Annotated in this window: 14 protein-coding genes; 5 read left to right on the top strand and 9 right to left on the bottom strand. The window is 63.0% G+C overall.

The genetic code is table 11. The features are described from left to right. The first annotated feature begins 102 nt into the window (after positions 1-102). Complete coding sequence (locus tag DYL59_RS03500) at positions 103-867, top strand: response regulator (RefSeq protein ID WP_135287918.1); 765 nt, start codon at positions 103-105, stop codon at positions 865-867. Beyond that, a complete protein-coding gene (locus tag DYL59_RS03495) occupies positions 867-1,904 on the top strand; it encodes a sensor histidine kinase (RefSeq protein WP_135287917.1) in 1,038 nt (345 codons plus the stop codon). Before DYL59_RS03500 ends, DYL59_RS03495 begins: the two co-directional genes overlap by 1 nt. A 116-nt stretch (positions 1,905-2,020) precedes the next feature. Here the strand turns inward: DYL59_RS03495 and DYL59_RS03490 are convergent, their stop codons facing one another. The 9 genes from DYL59_RS03490 to DYL59_RS03450 form a co-directional block, all read right to left on the bottom strand. Continuing rightward, positions 2,021-3,076: an AI-2E family transporter gene (locus tag DYL59_RS03490; protein ID WP_135287916.1), complete on the bottom strand. Its 1,056-nt coding sequence runs from the start codon at positions 3,074-3,076 to the stop codon at positions 2,021-2,023. Between the two features lie 71 nt (positions 3,077-3,147). Then, positions 3,148-3,966, bottom strand: coding sequence for a DUF4892 domain-containing protein (locus tag DYL59_RS03485; protein ID WP_135287915.1), 819 nt, complete (start codon positions 3,964-3,966; stop codon positions 3,148-3,150). Between the two features lie 102 nt (positions 3,967-4,068). Continuing rightward, positions 4,069-4,923, bottom strand: coding sequence for an alpha/beta hydrolase (locus DYL59_RS03480; RefSeq protein WP_135287914.1), 855 nt, complete (start codon positions 4,921-4,923; stop codon positions 4,069-4,071). Next, positions 4,920-5,723 (bottom strand): alpha/beta fold hydrolase, encoded by an 804-nt coding sequence (locus DYL59_RS03475; protein WP_135287913.1) that lies wholly within the window; start codon positions 5,721-5,723, stop codon positions 4,920-4,922. The genes DYL59_RS03480 and DYL59_RS03475 overlap by 4 nt, the downstream gene beginning before the upstream one ends. 97 nt (positions 5,724-5,820) lie before the next feature. After that, positions 5,821-6,264: a hotdog fold thioesterase gene (locus DYL59_RS03470; RefSeq protein ID WP_135287912.1), complete on the bottom strand. Its 444-nt coding sequence runs from the start codon at positions 6,262-6,264 to the stop codon at positions 5,821-5,823. A gap of 30 nt (positions 6,265-6,294) precedes the next feature. Next, on the bottom strand, positions 6,295-7,941 hold the full coding sequence (locus DYL59_RS03465) for an AMP-binding protein (protein WP_135287911.1): 1,647 nt from the start codon (positions 7,939-7,941) through the stop codon (positions 6,295-6,297). Positions 7,942-8,026: 85 nt separating this feature from the next. Beyond that, positions 8,027-8,476 carry a phosphohistidine phosphatase SixA gene (gene sixA / locus DYL59_RS03460; RefSeq protein ID WP_135287910.1) on the bottom strand — a complete coding sequence of 150 codons (450 nt, stop codon included), beginning with the start codon at positions 8,474-8,476 and terminating at the stop codon, positions 8,027-8,029. Continuing rightward, the gene (locus DYL59_RS03455) at positions 8,473-8,820 is read right to left on the bottom strand and encodes a DUF4389 domain-containing protein (protein ID WP_135287909.1); all 348 of its coding nucleotides are present in this window, start codon (positions 8,818-8,820) and stop codon (positions 8,473-8,475) included. The genes sixA and DYL59_RS03455 overlap by 4 nt, the downstream gene beginning before the upstream one ends. 10 nt (positions 8,821-8,830) lie before the next feature. Further along, entirely contained in the window at positions 8,831-9,856 is a 1,026-nt protein-coding gene (locus tag DYL59_RS03450) for an NAD(P)H-dependent glycerol-3-phosphate dehydrogenase (protein WP_135287908.1), read from the bottom strand. Between the two features lie 195 nt (positions 9,857-10,051). Here DYL59_RS03450 and DYL59_RS03445 point away from each other — a divergent pair, with 195 nt between their 5' ends. Genes DYL59_RS03445 through DYL59_RS03435 form a run of 3 tightly spaced genes read left to right on the top strand, consistent with a single transcriptional unit; the run spans position 10,052 to position 15,001 of the window. After that, a complete protein-coding gene (locus DYL59_RS03445; protein ID WP_337678411.1) occupies positions 10,052-12,172 on the top strand; it encodes a TonB-dependent receptor plug domain-containing protein in 2,121 nt (706 codons plus the stop codon). Between the two features lies 1 nt (position 12,173). Beyond that, positions 12,174-13,103, top strand: coding sequence for an ABC transporter substrate-binding protein (locus DYL59_RS03440; protein ID WP_135287907.1), 930 nt, complete (start codon positions 12,174-12,176; stop codon positions 13,101-13,103). Further along, positions 13,100-15,001 carry an ATP-binding protein gene (locus tag DYL59_RS03435; RefSeq protein WP_135287906.1) on the top strand — a complete coding sequence of 634 codons (1,902 nt, stop codon included), beginning with the start codon at positions 13,100-13,102 and terminating at the stop codon, positions 14,999-15,001. Before DYL59_RS03440 ends, DYL59_RS03435 begins: the two co-directional genes overlap by 4 nt. Positions 15,002-15,051: the final 50 nt, after the last annotated feature.

Below are 15,051 nucleotides of genomic sequence, written 5' to 3'. Positions count from 1 at the left end.
CGCCCCACCGCTAGCCTCGCTCGCACGACCCACCGACCAGCACTACCAGCCATGGGGCTGGACGCCTATGCTGACCGCAACAACCAGGCAGATGATCGCACTATGCATACCCCTTCCGTCCCGCAAAACGACGAGCAAAAAGGCGCGGTGATCGCCGATGACAAGCGCTGGAACACCCGCGCACTGATCGTCGATGACGATGTGCCGATTCGCGAACTGCTGATCGACTACCTGGCGCGCTTCAATATCCTCGCCACCGGCGTGACCGACGGCGCCGCCATGCGCCTGGCCATGCAAGCCGAAACCTTTGACGTGGTGGTGCTCGACCTGATGCTGCCAGGCGAAGACGGCCTGTCGCTGTGCCGCTGGCTGCGCTCGGAATCGGATATCCCGATCCTGATGCTCACCGCCCGTTGCGAACCCACCGACCGCATCATCGGCCTGGAGTTGGGCGCGGACGATTACATGTCCAAGCCGTTCGAGCCCCGTGAATTGGTGGCGCGCATCCAGACCATCCTGCGCCGGGTGCGCGATGATCGCACCGAACAGCGTGCGAACATTCGTTTCGATAACTGGCGCCTGAACAGCGTCTTGCGCCAACTGGTGGCCGATGATGGCCTGGTGGTGCCGTTGTCCAACGCCGAATTTCGCCTGCTGTGGGTGTTTATCGAACGCCCGCGCCGAGTGCTGAGCCGCGAACAATTGCTGGACGCCGCCCGTGGCCGCTCCATTGAAGCGTTCGACCGCAGCATCGACTTGCTGGTGTCGCGCCTGCGGCAAAAACTGGGGGATGACCCCAAGGCGCCGCAGTTGATCAAGACGGTGCGGGGCGAAGGCTACCTGTTCGACGCCCGAGACATCGGTTGATGCGCGCCCCCTTCAACACGTTGTTCGGTCGGCTGTTCGGCGTGTTGCTGGTGGCGATCATCCTGGCTCACGTCCTGGCCATCGCGTGGTTCCGCTATTACGGCCCGCCACCGCCGCCGCCCCAGGAAAGCTTTGTCGAGCAGCCCGACGGCAGCATGAAGCCAATGAACAAAGAGCACCGCCGCCCCTGGTTTGGTGGCCCCGTGGTGCCGCTGACGTTTCAGTTCATCTCGCTGATCATCGCCGCCTGGTACGGCGCCAAGCTGTTGAGTCGACCAATCCAGCGCCTGAGCGACGCCGCCGAGCGCCTGAGCCTGGACCTGGACAGCCCGCCGCTGGACGAGTCCGGCCCTCGGGAAGCGCGCCAGGCGGCCTACACCTTCAACCTGATGCAACGGCGTATCCGCGAACAGGTCAGCCAGCGCGCACGCATGCTGGGCGCGGTGTCCCACGACTTGCGCACGCCGCTGTCACGCCTGAAGTTGCGCCTGGAACAGATCGAAGACACCCGGCTGCAGGGCCAGATGCGCCAGGACCTGAATGACATGATCGGTATGCTCGACGCCACCCTGAGCTACCTGCACGAACAGCGCACCAGCGAAACCCGGCATTGGCTGGACGTGCAGGCGCTGGTGGAATCCATGAGCGAAAACGCCCAGGACCAGGGCTCCGATGTGCAGTTCGGGGGCACCTGCGTGCCGTTGCAGGTGCAGCCGATGGCCTTGCGTTCGTGCCTCAACAACCTTATCGACAATGCGCTGCGCTACGCCGGCACGGCGCGGGTGGAGCTGCAAGACAGCCGTGAGGCACTGGTGATTCGTGTGATCGACCATGGGCCGGGCATTGCGGCCGACATGCGCGAGGCGGTGTTCGAGCCGTTCTATCGGCTGGAAGGCTCGCGCAACCGCAATTCCGGGGGGGTTGGGCTGGGGATGACGATTTCCAAGGAGGCGGTGGAGCGCCTGAATGGTCGCCTGAACCTGGAAGATACGCCAGGTGGCGGGTTGACGGCCGTGTTGTGGCTACCAAGATCCTAACGGGCGAGCACGGACCAATGTGGGCTTGCTCGCGAAGGCGGCGAATCAGCCACCCAATCAGTTGACTGACACTCCGCTTTCGCGAGCAAGCCCGCTCCCACATTGACCGAGACCTTTCAGTTGTCTTCCCGACGGCCCTGGGCCTGGGTCGCGCTCCAATCCATCAGCAGGCTGTACGCCACCGCCAGCAAGGTCGGGCCGATAAACAGGCCGATAAAGCCGAACGCGATCAAGCCCCCGAACACCCCCAGCAGCACGATCACCAGCGGCAGGTTGCCGCCCCGGCTGATCAGGTACGGCTTGAGCACGTTGTCCACGCCACTGATGATGAATGTGCCCCAGATACCGAGGAACACCGCGTAGGTGTAGTCGCCCTTCCAGGCCAGCCAGGCCGTGGCCGGGATCCACACCAGCGGTGGGCCCATGGGGATCAGGCTGAGCAGGAAGGTCACGATGCCCAGCACCAGCGCCCCCGGTACACCGGCAATCAGGAAACCGATCAGCGCCAGCAAGGCCTGCGCAGCAGCGGTGCCGATCACGCCGTTGACCACCCGTTGTACGGTGCCGGCCACCAGTTCGATGTAATAGCCAGCGCGGTCACCGATCAGACGCTCCAGCAGGCGGTGCACGAACATCGCCAGGCGCGGCCCATCGCGGTAGAAAAAGAACACGAACACCAGGCTCAAGGTCAGTTCAAGGATCCCGCCGCCGATCTGTGCACTGCGCGCCAGCAGCCAGTTGCCCACCTGCCCCAGGTACGGCTTGATACTCACCATCAGTGCCGCGCCCTGCTGGTCAATGCTGTCCCACATCGCCACCAGGCGCTCGCCAACAAAGGGCAGCGACCCCAGCCAGGTGGGTGCTGCGGGCAATCCATCGACCTGGATATCCTTGATCAGGCCCACGGCGTCACGCACATGGTCCGCCAGGTTGAACCCCAGCCATACCAGCGGCACCGCCACCAGTAACATCCACCCCAGGGTCAGGATGCCGGCCGCCAGGGATTCGCGGCCCCCCAGCCAGCGGGTGAGCAGGCGCATCAGCGGCCAGCTGGCAAACGCCAGCACCGCGCCCCAGAACAGCGCCGACCAGAACGGCGCCATCACCCACAAGCTGGCACCAAATAGCACCAGCAGCAGGATTTGCACCAGTAGGCGATCGTTATTGAGCATGGGGGTTCTCGAGAAGAAGACTTAGGAAGACAGCGTAGGCGAACGGCGCGGGTCCGTTCGCCCTGTAGGGCCTAGCGTATCAGATGCAGGTGCAAACCTTTGGCATCGCCGGTGCCGGTTTCCATGCGGGCAGCGCGTACGCCACTGTCGATCAGGCCCTGGCGCCAGGCTTCGGCGGTGGGCCCGGTCAAGCTCACGCGCAGCGTGGCGTCGAGGTTCAGGCCACGGGAGATCAGGTTCAACCAGGTCGCGTCCGGTTCGCCGCGCAGGGCCGGGAAGTCCAGCTCGCCCGTACTTTTAAGCTCACGCAGCAAGGTCGCCGAGGTGGGCAGCAGGTCGCCCAAGGGCGTGCTGGCGTCCAGTTGCTCAACATGCAGGTAGGCGCGGCGGTTGCCACGGGTGATGCCGTACAGCGCCACCAGGGAATTGTCCTGCGGCGCGGCCAGGCGCAGCAGCAAGTATTCCTGCTGGCCATCGGCGCCGACCAGCTTGGCGTTGCCGAACACCTCATTGGCCCACAGGCTGCTCTCGCCGCAATCACGGGCCTTGCACCAGAACAACAATTGCGCGCCCTTCTCCTGCAACGCTTCGCGGGTGGCGGTGAACGCAGCGCTGGACGTGTGCTCGGCCGGTAACTCATAGGTGATGGCGGTGGTTTGGCCCCGTGCGGTGGCCTGGCCTTCGTAGCGCAATTGGCCGCTGATCTTGCGGATTGCGCCCATGGGGTAGATACGCTCTTTTTCTTCGGCGGGGCGATAGTCGACGATTTGTGCGTCAACCTGACGGGCCACGCTGGGCAGGTCCTGGCTACCCGGTACGTCGGCGGCGAACACCAATGGGCTGAACAGGCTCAGGCCCAGGATACGGATACATCCGTTGCGCACGCTCATAAGGTCAACGAGCCCTGGCCAATGGAGGTCGCAGCGATGTTGAGTTTGTTCATGGTTGACTCCCTTTCAATCCGCCCAGCCTCGGCAGTTGACCGGCCCAAGTCAAGGCGCGGAGAAGAACCGATTGAAACAGTCTGCAACAAGAGCGGCACCGGGCTCGTCATTCAGGTGCAAATGATGGCCACCAGGCAGCGTGGTCACCGTGAAGGGTAGCTGGGAAAGCAATTCGGGATGTTTCGCCAACATGCCGTCAGCAGCCACCACCAACTGCGTAGGGCAACTCACGCGCCGTACGAAAGCCATGGCTTGTTCATCGGTCAGGCGCATCGGCGATGCCAGGGTGAGACGACTGTCGGTGCGCCAGGTGTAACCCCCCGGCACCGGCATCAAACCGCGCTGGGCCAGCAGTTCGGCGGCTTCGCGGCTGACGGCCACCACGCCTTTCATCCGCGCCTCGACGGCACGATCCACGGTGCCATAGACCGGCTTGCGCTTGTCCTGCAGGTTCAATTGCGCCTGCAAGGCCATGCCCAAGCGCTCGGCTGCGTGCTCACCGCTGGCGGTGGGCGGGATCACACCGTCGATCAAACCCAAATGCGTCACGCGCTCCGGCAAGGCGCCGGCCAGCACCAGGGAAACGATGGCGCCGAGGGAGTGACCAAGTAATGCAAAACGTTTCCAGCCCAGTTGCTCGGCCACTTGCAGCACATCGTGCACGTAATCCCACAAGGCATAACCGGCGCCCACAGGACGATGGGCCGAATGGCCGTGCCCCGCCATGTCCAGGGCGATGATGCGCAAGCCCTCAAGCTTGGGCGCCAGCCGCGCAAAGCTGTTGGCGTTGTCGAGCCAGCCATGCAGGGCGATCACCGGCACGCCGTCCTCGGGGCCGAACAGGTGGGCGGCCAATTCAATGTGAGGCAGGCTCAGGCGTACTTCTTCGACCGGCGTGCTCATGCGCAACTGCGCTCGCGGGCTTCCCAGCGGGAGAACAGGTTCTTGATCAAGGTGGCGGTGTCCTGGGGGCGTTCAAGGGGGAACATATGGCCGCCGGGCATGGTGAGCATCTCGCCCATGGGCAGGCGATCGACGCCGCTGGCATGGTGACGCATCACCACGCGGCTCTGGCGACCGCGTACCACGGCCAGCGGTACCTTCAACTGGCGCACCTGGCCGGGGCTGGTGTGGGGCACACCGCGGTAGATGCTGATTTCGGTAGCCGGGTCAAAGCGCAACCGCAGGCGATCACCCACCTGCTGCAAGCCATGTTGCAGGTACGCGTCGAAACATTCGGGGTCAAAGCCCCGGAACAAGGTCTTGCCCGCGAAGTAACTGCGCGCCGACGCCAAGTCGCTGAACTCTTCACGCCGGCCCAGGGTACGACCGGCCGGGGTGAGCCGGTCGATAAAGCCGAAACGCTTGGCCGCACGGATCACCCAGCGGTCGGCACGGGTCAGCACCGGCGAGTCGAGCATCACCACACCGCGATACAACTGCGGGCAACGCATGGCCGCGTGCAAATGCAGCACGCCGCCCAGGGAGTGGCCCACGCCCCATACCGGTTCCGGCTGTTGCTCCAAATGGTGGATCAACTCGTCTACCAGGTTCTGCCAGTTGTCATCCACCGGAAACCTGGGGTCGTGACCGTGCTGGGGCAGATGAGCCACTGCGTATTCCGGGGCCAGGGCGGCAAACAATTTGCCGTAGGTGGCCGAAGGGAACCCATTGGCGTGGGCAAAAAACACATGCTGCGACATACAGGATCCATCTAGCAAAACAGACATCGATTGTCACAAGCACCCGGCAGCACAGCAATGACTGTAACTGCCAGGAATGATGACACTCACGCCATGCCTATCGGGCCGGCGGGTTCTCGCCCAGCGGCACCACGGCCATGGTCAGGCGCGACACGCAGTTGACCTTGCCATCATCGGTGGTCAGGCGGATATCCCATACGTGGGTAGTACGCCCGATATGGATCGCCCGGGCTACTGCCGTCACCCGCCCGGTGCGTACACCGCGCAGGTGGTTGGCGTTGACCTCAAGGCCCACGCAATAGAACTTGCTGGGGTCGATGCACAGGTAGGCCGCCATGGAGCCAATACTTTCTGCCAGCACCACCGATGCGCCGCCGTGCAACAGGCCAAAAGGCTGATGGGTGCGAGGGTCCACCACCATGCTGGCCGTCAGGGACTCGTCGTCAAAGCTTTCAAAGCGGATATCCAGCAGTTCACCGATGGTGTTTTTCTGGATCGCGTTGAGTTGTTCGATATTCGGTTGGGTGTGCCACAGGCCCATGGTTTTGTCCTTGTTGGTTTTATGATGACCCTAATCCTGCCACAGAACGGTTTCGCAACGCTCGCTCCAAGTCTGGAAATATGCACCGTAAGTCGCTTCGATCACGTTGCGCTTGATCTTCAGGGTGGGCGTCAGAAAGCCGTTTTCCACCGCCCAAGAGTCCTTCACCACCACCAGCTGGTGCAGCCTCTCATGCTTGTCCAGCGCTTGATTGACCTGCTCCAGCCAGCGCTCAAGGCTGCTGCGCAACCCAGAATCCTCGCCCGCCGCCGATAACACGCACAAAGCAATCGGCGCGGGTAGACCATCGCCCACCACGCACACCTGTTCGATACGTGCGTGCTCGGCCAGGCGATTTTCAATCGGTGCCGGGGCCACGTATTTGCCTTTGCTGGTCTTGAAGATTTCCTTGAGCCGTCCGGTCAGGCGCAGGCGGCCGTCGGCGTCCTGTTCGCCCTTGTCGCCAGTACGCAGGAAGCCATCGGCCGTGATCGTCTCGGCGGTTTTCCCTGGGTCCTTGAAGTAGCCAAGCATGGTTGCGCCGCTGCGTACCTGCACTTCTCCTGCGGGGTCGATACGCACCTCAACGCCGGGGCACGGCAAGCCGATCCAACCAATGGTCTGCTGCCCAGGGCGACACACATGGGAGTAGCCGCAACTCTCGGTCATGCCATACACCTCCAGCACATCCAGGCCCAGGCGTTGATACCAACGCAGCAAGGCTTCGGGCACCGGAGCCGCGCCGGACAGGGCAATGCGCAGTGCGTCCAGGCCCAGCCCGGCCAGCACCTTGTGGCCCACTCGCTTGCCGATAAAGGGCAGGCGCAACAGGGTGTCCAGGCGCTTCTGCGGGACCTTGGCGTAGACCCCCAGCTGGAATTTGGTCCAGATACGCGGCACACCAAACAGTGCGGTCGGCCGCGCCCTACGCAAATCGGTGAGAAACGTATCCAGGCTCTCGGCGAAAAATACCGTCTGCCCGGTGTAGATCGAGGCCATTTCCACAAACATCCGCTCCGCCACATGGCACAGCGGCAGGTACGACAGCAGCCGATCATCTTCCCCCAGGCCAAACAGTTCGGCGCCACGGGTGGCCGCAAACCCCAGGGCGCCGAAGCTGTGCATCACGCCCTTGGGCAGGCCGGTGGTGCCGGAGGTATAGATGATGGTGGCGAGGTCCGAGGCGGCGGGTGCGGGGTCGTCCTGGATGGGTGAACGGGCTTGCAGGTCGGTCCAGGTGAAATCGAATGTGCCCACCGGGCATAGCGGCAGGCTGATGGTCGGCACCCCCACCGGCACGCCAGGTGCCATGGCCGGCCAGTCATCGAGCTTGCCGACAAACACCAGCGCCGCCTCGGAATGGCTGAGCACATGGCCAACGGAGTCAGCCGTGAGGTTGGGGTACAGCGGCACCGAGACATGCCCGGCCATCCAGATCGCCAGGTCGGCGATGATCCAGTGGGCGCAATTCTTGGAAATCAGCGCAATGTGCGAGCCTTGGGGCAACCCCCGTGCGCGCAGCCAGTGTGCGGCGCAACGCGCCTGATGGCCCACCTCGCTCCATGTAAGGGTGTGCACCTCACCGCCGCCCATGGGCTGGACCAGAAAGGTTTTGCGCGCATGTCGCGCTTCACGTTCGAAGAAGACCTGCAACGGCAAACGAAAAGCGACGGGCATGGGACGCGCTCCTTTGTGGTCCGATGATAGCCAACCAAGCACTTGCTTGGTTGACTATATAGCACACACAAAGCCGCGAGATAGCCTACGGGTTTTTTACGCTGACCAGGCTCATCAGCCCCGCCAGCGGGAAATCCCCTTCCAGTTCCGCCAGGCTGGCGGTGTACATCGGTTGCGGCTGGCGCAAGTGGCCGTGCTGCAAAAAGCAGATCAGGCTGCCCACCAGTGGCTGATGGCTGACCAACAGCACGTTGTCATCGGTGTCGAGCTTCTCCAGCACCTGCTGCGGGTTACCCTCGGGGGTCAGCCAGGGCACGGTGCGGATTGGCGGTTCAAAGCCCAAAGCCTCCCGCACCAGGTGCGCCGTCTGCTGCGCCCGCACATAGGGGCTGGCGATGATCGCGCTGATGGGCAGGCCGATCAGGTGCGCAGCACTGCGCAAGACTTCTGCACGCCCGTGTTCGGTGAGGTTGCGCTCGGCATCCGTGCGGGCATGCCCCTCGGCCTCGCCATGGCGCAGGATCCACAGTTTCACAGCTTGGGCTCTTCATCACGCGCCGGGTGCGGCGCCGGTGGCACGCTATGGGCGGCTTCGCCCTCGGGCGCGCGCGGGGTCGGCCAGTCGGCGAACGGCCAAGGCTTTTGCTCGGTGTGGAAGCTACCAAAACGGCCGATCTGCGCCAGGAACTGGCTGAGGCTGTCGCCAAAATTCATCAAGCCCAGGTTGGGTGCGCTGTAGACCAGGCGGTAGATCAATTGCACGATCACCAAGGCGCCGAGCAGAAACTGCGCCACCTGCCACACCAGGGCAAACACCAGCATCCACAGGATGCGCAACACAATGGACTCGTACTTGGGCGCTGCTTTTGGATCATTCATGGCGCGTTCCTCAGTTGAAACCGCTGGTGGAAATAAAGTCGACATCGGTTTTTGGCTCGGCCCGCATCAGCAGCTCGATGACCTGGTTCAAGGTGCGCCCTTCAAACAGGATCGCATGCAGCCCGGCGACCAGCGGCATATACACACCGGTTTCCTGGGCCTTGGCCTTGAGTACCTTGAGGGTGTTGACGCCTTCGGCCACCTCGCCCAGGCGCGTCACCGCGTCTTCCAGGCTCAGGCCCTGGCCCAAGGCAAAACCGACCTGGTAATTGCGGCTTTTGGGCGATGAGCAGGTGACGATCAGGTCGCCCACGCCCGCAAGGCCGAGGAAGGTCATCGGGTTGGCGCCTTGGTTCACCGCAAAGCGGGTCATTTCGGCCAAGGCGCGGGTAATCAGCATGCTCTTGGTGTTTTCGCCCATGCCCAGCGCCACGGCCATGCCGGCGATGATCGCGTAGACGTTTTTCAACGCACCGCCCAACTCGACGCCAAAGCGATCGCTGCTGGCGTAGACGCGGAAGGTACGGCCATGCAGCACGGCCTGGACGCGCTCGCAGAGTGCCTCGTCTTCACTGGCCACCACGGTGGCAGTCAAGGCGTGTTCGGCTACTTCACGCGCCAGGTTCGGCCCGGACAGCACGCCAATACGCGCTTGCGGGGCAATTTCCTGGAGGATTTCACTCATCAGCTTGAAGGTTTGCGCCTCGATGCCCTTGGTCAGGCTGACCAGCAGCTTGCCGGCCAGCAGATCGGCATGGGGCGCCAGCACCGAACGCAATGCACTGGAAGGCAGCGCCACAAAACTCAGGTCGCACGCGTTGAGGGTGGCGAGCAAATCCGTCACCGGCTCAACGGCCGGGTGGATCTTGATGCCTTTGAGATAACGCGGGTTTTCCCGGTGCACGCGAATCGCTTCGGCCTGCTCGGGGTCACGCATCCACTGGCGCACAGAATGACCATTCTCGGCCAGCAGGTTAGCCACGGCGGTACCAAAACTTCCGCCTCCCAGGACCGCAATAGGGCGCTGTTCAGTCATATGCAATCCGTTAATCCATACCAGTGGCGATGCCGGCATTATACGGAGCGACCCGCTTGCGGCCAGCCCCCGTGTGAATTCCCACGCCTGTCGGAAAATGCCACGCCTGTGTGAAGTAAATGCAAGTCCCACGACTGGCAAAACAACTTACCTCGGTTAACATGGGCGGCTATCCGCAATTATCAAGGCCGTGCCGTGTATTTGGGCCCTCCTCCCCGTTCATCCCTGTGGTTGATGTTGATGTGCAGCGCGCCGGCGCTGGCCGATGATCTGTTCCTCGACAACCAGCCGCTGCCCCAGGTATTGACCGCCACGCGCCTCAAGCAATCGGCGGCCGCCGTACCCGGCAGCATGACCGTGATCGACAGCGAGCTGATCAAGGCCAGTGGCGCGCGGGACATCAGCGAACTGCTGCGCCTGGTGCCAGGAATGATGGTCGGCTACACCACCGGCAACCAGGCCGCCGTGAACTACCACGGCACCAGCGCCAGCGATGCACGACGCATGCAGGTGCTGATCGACGGCCGCTCGGTCTACCGCGCAGGCCTGGCCACGGTGGACTGGAGCGATATTCCGGTGGCCATGGAAGACATCGAGCGCATCGAGGTGTTTCGCGGCCCCAACACCGTCAGCTACGGTGCCAATGCCCTGATGGCGGTGGTCAACATCCTCACCCGCTCGCCCGCCAACAGCCAGGGCACACGGGTCAAGGTGGTGCGCGGCGAACGTGGCATCAACGACTTCTACGCCAGCCAGGGCGTGGGCTGGGAAACGGGCGACCTGCGCCTGTCACTCTCCGGCCAGCAGGACGATGGCTTCGACAGCGACGCCGCCGGTGCCGACCGCCGTGACAGCCGGCGCCTCAACCGCTTCAGCCTGGCGGTGAGCCAGACGCTGAACGCGCAGCAAAGCATCGACTGGCAACTGGATGCGAAGGAAGGCACCAACCAACGTCCGTACACCTACACGCCAGTTTTTGCCGGGATTACAGAAGGCGGTAATAATTCCGACGTCACTGCCAAGGACTATGCCGCCTCCTTGCGTTGGAACTTCGACTTCAACCCCGATCACAGCCTTTATATCCAGGGCTCGGCCCAACAGTGGGACCGCCGGCAAATCTGGAAGGCGTGCGATGCCAAGGTCTCGTTCAGCCCGGAATTGACCCAGTTGTGGCAACTCAACCCCAACTACGCCGAACTGCTGGCCCGGCACATGGACACCTACAGCCAAGGCACCGCGCCACCCGGCAGTGCCGCCGAGCAAGCCCTGGCCAACCAGGTGCTGGACCAATGGCGCAACGGCGCCAACCAGAGCGTGTGTGGCGACATCGACCAGAGCACCCGCGAAAGTCGCTACGACGTGGAGGTCCAGGACACCCTCAGCCTGTCCGACAGCGTGCGCCTGGTCAGCGGCCTGAACTACCGCTACGACCGCGCCGACTCCGACACCTATTTCAACGGCACCCTGGACGACAACACCTGGCGCCTGTTCGGCCAACTGGAATGGCGCGCCAGCGAGCATTGGCTGCTGCAAGGTGGCGCCATGTTCGAAGACACCCGCTTAAGTGGCAGCTCGCTGACGCCACGGGTCGCGGTCAACTATTTGATCAACCCGCGCCACGGCCTGCGCGCGGTGTATTCCGAAGCGATCCGCTCGCCGGACATGTTCGAGAACAATGTCAACTGGAGCTACCGCGTCACCAATCTCAGCTCGCCGGCCTACGGTCAGACCTCGGGACAGTACTTCGTGAAGACCCGGGGCCCGGGCAATCTCGACAAAGAGATGATGAAATCGCGGGAACTGGGCTATAACGGCTTCTTTGCCGACATCGGGCTGAACATGGACGTGAAACTGTTCTATGACGAGATCACCGACATGATCAGTTCGCCCCTGCGCAATAACCAGTACATTGCCAGCAATGCCAACCGTTCACGGTTTACCGGTGCCGAATCCCAGTTCGACTGGCGCATGAGCAATGCCGACCGTTTGCGGCTCACCTATGCTTACGTCGACGCCAGCACCAGCAACCCACGGGACAAAGTCCAAACCGCACGCAACAGTGGCTCGGCCGGCTGGCTGCGTGAATGGGGGCAAGGCTGGTCCAGCGCGTTGTTCTACTATGGCGACGACGCCCTCAACCAATATCGCTTCGAACGGGTCGACCTGCGGGTGGCCAAGCGCCTTGCCCTGGGCAAAGCCAACGTGGAGCTGGCCGGCATGTTGCAACAACGCCTCGACAACCAGCCCACCACCTGGGCCGATAACAATTACGACCATCGCCACGTCCTCTACTTCAGCGCAGAGCTAGAGTTCTGACATGGGCGACTCGTCACGGATGACCTTCCTCTTTATCTACACCCTCTGGCGCCGCGTCGGGCTGCTGGCCTGCCTGTGGCTGGCGACCCCGGCCTGGAGCGCCGAAATCCTGCTGACCGCCGCCGAAGACAGCGCCGGCGTGCAGGCCTTCAGCCGGGCCTTGGCCGAACAACGCCCTGAAGACCGCATTACCTTCACCGCCCTCAAGGAGTTGCCGCCCCCCAGCCGCCTGCCAGGCACCACGCGCCTGATTCTGCTGGACCTGCCCAGCCTCGACTGGCGCCTGCAAGACACTCAAGGCCCTCCCACCCTGGTGCTGCGCATCAGTCGGCTCCAGGCCCAACAGCGCCTGGGCAACCTGCCGCACCCCCGCATCAGCCTGTTGTGGAGCGATCCGCCGTTGGATCGCCAACTGCGCCTGATCGCCAATATCCTGCCCCAGGCACAACGGATCGGCGTGCTCTACGGTGCCCAGAGTGAATTCCTGTTACCTGAACTGCACCAATTCGCCGGCCACATGGGCCTGCAAATAGTGCCCCAGCGCTGGGACAGCATTAATGACAGCCGACCGCTGCAAGCCCTTTTTCGCGTCAGTGACGTGTTGCTGGGTCTGGACGACCCACAGCTTTACAACCCGAAAACCGCGAAAAACCTGTTGCTGAGCAGCTACGCGCAGCAGTTGCCTTTGGTCGGTCCAAACGCGGGATTCGTGCGGGCCGGTAGCCTGGCCAGTACCTACAGCGACCAGGCCGACTGGCTGGCGGTGCTTGATCGTTTGCTCGACCACCCGCCAGCCACCTGGCCACGCTCGCTGTACCCGGATCACTTCAAAGTCGTGGGCAACCCGCAAGTCGCGCGCTCACTGGGGATCGAACAGGTGGACGAAGCCAGCGTCGCCGCCCGATTGGCCGAAGGAGAAAAACGCCCATGACCTTGCGTCGACGTTGGGATATCAACACCCGTACCCAGCTCATCACCTTGGGTCCGGCCCTTTTGCTGACGCTGCTGTTGATCAGCTTCTTCACGTTCGTGCGTATCCAGGATTTGCGTCAGGAGCTGGACCACACCGGCCAACTGATCGCCAACCAGCTGGCGCCCGCCACCGAATACGGGGTGATTTCCGGCAACAACGATGTACTCGAAAGCCTGCTGCGGGCCACCCTGGCCACCCCGCATGTGCGCTTCCTGGAGATACAGGACAGCAGCGAGAACATCTTGGTGTACGTCGAACAGCCCTCGGAGAAGCACGACCGTGCGCTGTCGGTGAAAGTGTTCCAGGCGCCGATCCGCCTGCAACATATCCAGTTGGGCAACGACTTTTTCCAGGACAACCTCAACGAACCCAAGGCGCCCCGTGCCGACTACCTGGGCCGGGTGATCGTCGGCATGTCCAACGATGCGTTCAGCCAGCGCCAGCAAGAGATCCTATTCAAGGCCGGGATCCTCGCGCTCTTTGCCTTGCTGTTCACCTTCCTGCTGGCCCGGCGCCTGTCGGCCAGCCTGTCGCAGCCGATCAGTGCCATGGGCAATGCGGTGAAGGCCATCCAGCAAGGCGACTACAAGACGCCACTGCCCATTGTGGATGACTCGGAGCTGGGCGACCTGTCGCGGCATATCAACAACCTCGCCGAAGGCCTCAACCAGGCCAGTCGTGAACAGCAGCAAGCCATGGCCCAGTTGATCCAGACCCGCGAAGAAGCCGAACGGGCCAATAACGCCAAGTCCGACTTCCTGGCCATGATGAGCCATGAATTGCGCACGCCCATGAACGGTGTGCTGGGCATGCTGCAATTGCTGGAAACCACGCAGATGACCGAGGAGCAAACCGAGTACGCGGCGCTGGCCTCCGAGTCCACCGAGCACTTGCTCAAGGTGATCAACGACATCCTCGACTTCTCGCGCATCGAACGCGCAGCGCTGGAACTGGAGCACATTCCCTTCAACCTGGCCGACCTGATCAACAGTTGCGCCCAGGCCTTCCAGCACAGCGCCCAGCAACGCGGGTTGGCGCTCAAACTGGCGCTTGTGCCGGGCCTGGAGACGCTGCGCGTCCAGGGGGACCCGACGCGCATCCGGCAGATTCTGGTGAACCTGATCGGCAACGCACTCAAATTCACCGAGCACGGCACCGTCACCGTCGAGCCCCACTGGCAGGCCCTGGACCACGAACTGGTGTGGTTCACCTGCACCGTGCGCGACAGCGGCATCGGCATTTCCGCCGAACGCCTGGAGTTGATGTTCGACGCGTTCCAGCAGGCCGACAGTTCCATTTCAAGACGTTACGGCGGCACTGGCCTGGGCCTGCCAATTGCCCGCACCCTGGCCGAACGCATGGGCGGCACGCTGCGCGCCCAAAGCGAAGAAGGCCGTGGCTCGGTGTTTACACTGGAGATCCCGTTGGCCATCGACCAACACAGCGTGCCGGCGATCAGCCTGGATGCCGAAGGCAAAAACGGAGTGGGCGATGGGCGCCATGTGCTGCTGGTGGAAGACAACCCGGTCAACCGCACCGTGGTCGAAGCGATGTTGCGCAGCCTGGGCTTTGAAGTGAGCCTGGCCACCGATGGCGCCGAAGCGATCCGCAGTGCCGAGAGCCTGATTTTCACAGCGATCCTGATGGATTGCCGACTGCCGTTGATCGACGGCTACGAAGCCACCCGGCAGATTCGTCAGTTGCCGGGCTGCGCCGACCTGCCGATCATCGCCCTCACTGCCAATGCCTTGCAGGGCGACCGCGAAGCCTGCCTGGCTGCGGGCATGAACGATTACCTGGCCAAGCCGTTCAAACGCACCGATTTGCAGCAGATCCTGCAACGCTGGGTGCAATAGCGCCGGGCCATCAGCCAACTCCGACTGGCGTGAAAGACGAAAGTGCGGCA

It is taken from the genome of Pseudomonas kairouanensis, assembly GCF_004682055.1.
GTDB lineage: Bacteria > Pseudomonadota > Gammaproteobacteria > Pseudomonadales > Pseudomonadaceae > Aquipseudomonas > Aquipseudomonas kairouanensis.
Note: the sequence above shows the minus strand (reverse complement) of the source record. Positions and strands in the feature narration are given on the sequence as shown.

What these genes read in the sequence shown, in the direction of transcription:
- DYL59_RS03500 (WP_135287918.1), top strand. Translation starts at nt 103, where the DNA reads ATGCATACCCCTTCCGTCCCGCAAAACGACGAGCAAAAAGGCGCGGTG.
- DYL59_RS03495 (WP_135287917.1), top strand. Translation starts at nt 867, where the DNA reads ATGCGCGCCCCCTTCAACACGTTGTTCGGTCGGCTGTTCGGCGTGTTG.
- DYL59_RS03490 (WP_135287916.1), bottom strand. Translation starts at nt 3,076, where the DNA reads ATGCTCAATAACGATCGCCTACTGGTGCAAATCCTGCTGCTGGTGCTA.
- DYL59_RS03485 (WP_135287915.1), bottom strand. Translation starts at nt 3,966, where the DNA reads ATGAGCGTGCGCAACGGATGTATCCGTATCCTGGGCCTGAGCCTGTTC.
- DYL59_RS03480 (WP_135287914.1), bottom strand. Translation starts at nt 4,923, where the DNA reads ATGAGCACGCCGGTCGAAGAAGTACGCCTGAGCCTGCCTCACATTGAA.
- DYL59_RS03475 (WP_135287913.1), bottom strand. Translation starts at nt 5,723, where the DNA reads ATGTCGCAGCATGTGTTTTTTGCCCACGCCAATGGGTTCCCTTCGGCC.
- DYL59_RS03470 (WP_135287912.1), bottom strand. Translation starts at nt 6,264, where the DNA reads ATGGGCCTGTGGCACACCCAACCGAATATCGAACAACTCAACGCGATC.
- DYL59_RS03465 (WP_135287911.1), bottom strand. Translation starts at nt 7,941, where the DNA reads ATGCCCGTCGCTTTTCGTTTGCCGTTGCAGGTCTTCTTCGAACGTGAA.
- DYL59_RS03455 (WP_135287909.1), bottom strand. Translation starts at nt 8,820, where the DNA reads ATGAATGATCCAAAAGCAGCGCCCAAGTACGAGTCCATTGTGTTGCGC.
- DYL59_RS03450 (WP_135287908.1), bottom strand. Translation starts at nt 9,856, where the DNA reads ATGACTGAACAGCGCCCTATTGCGGTCCTGGGAGGCGGAAGTTTTGGT.
- DYL59_RS03440 (WP_135287907.1), top strand. Translation starts at nt 12,174, where the DNA reads ATGGGCGACTCGTCACGGATGACCTTCCTCTTTATCTACACCCTCTGG.
- DYL59_RS03435 (WP_135287906.1), top strand. Translation starts at nt 13,100, where the DNA reads ATGACCTTGCGTCGACGTTGGGATATCAACACCCGTACCCAGCTCATC.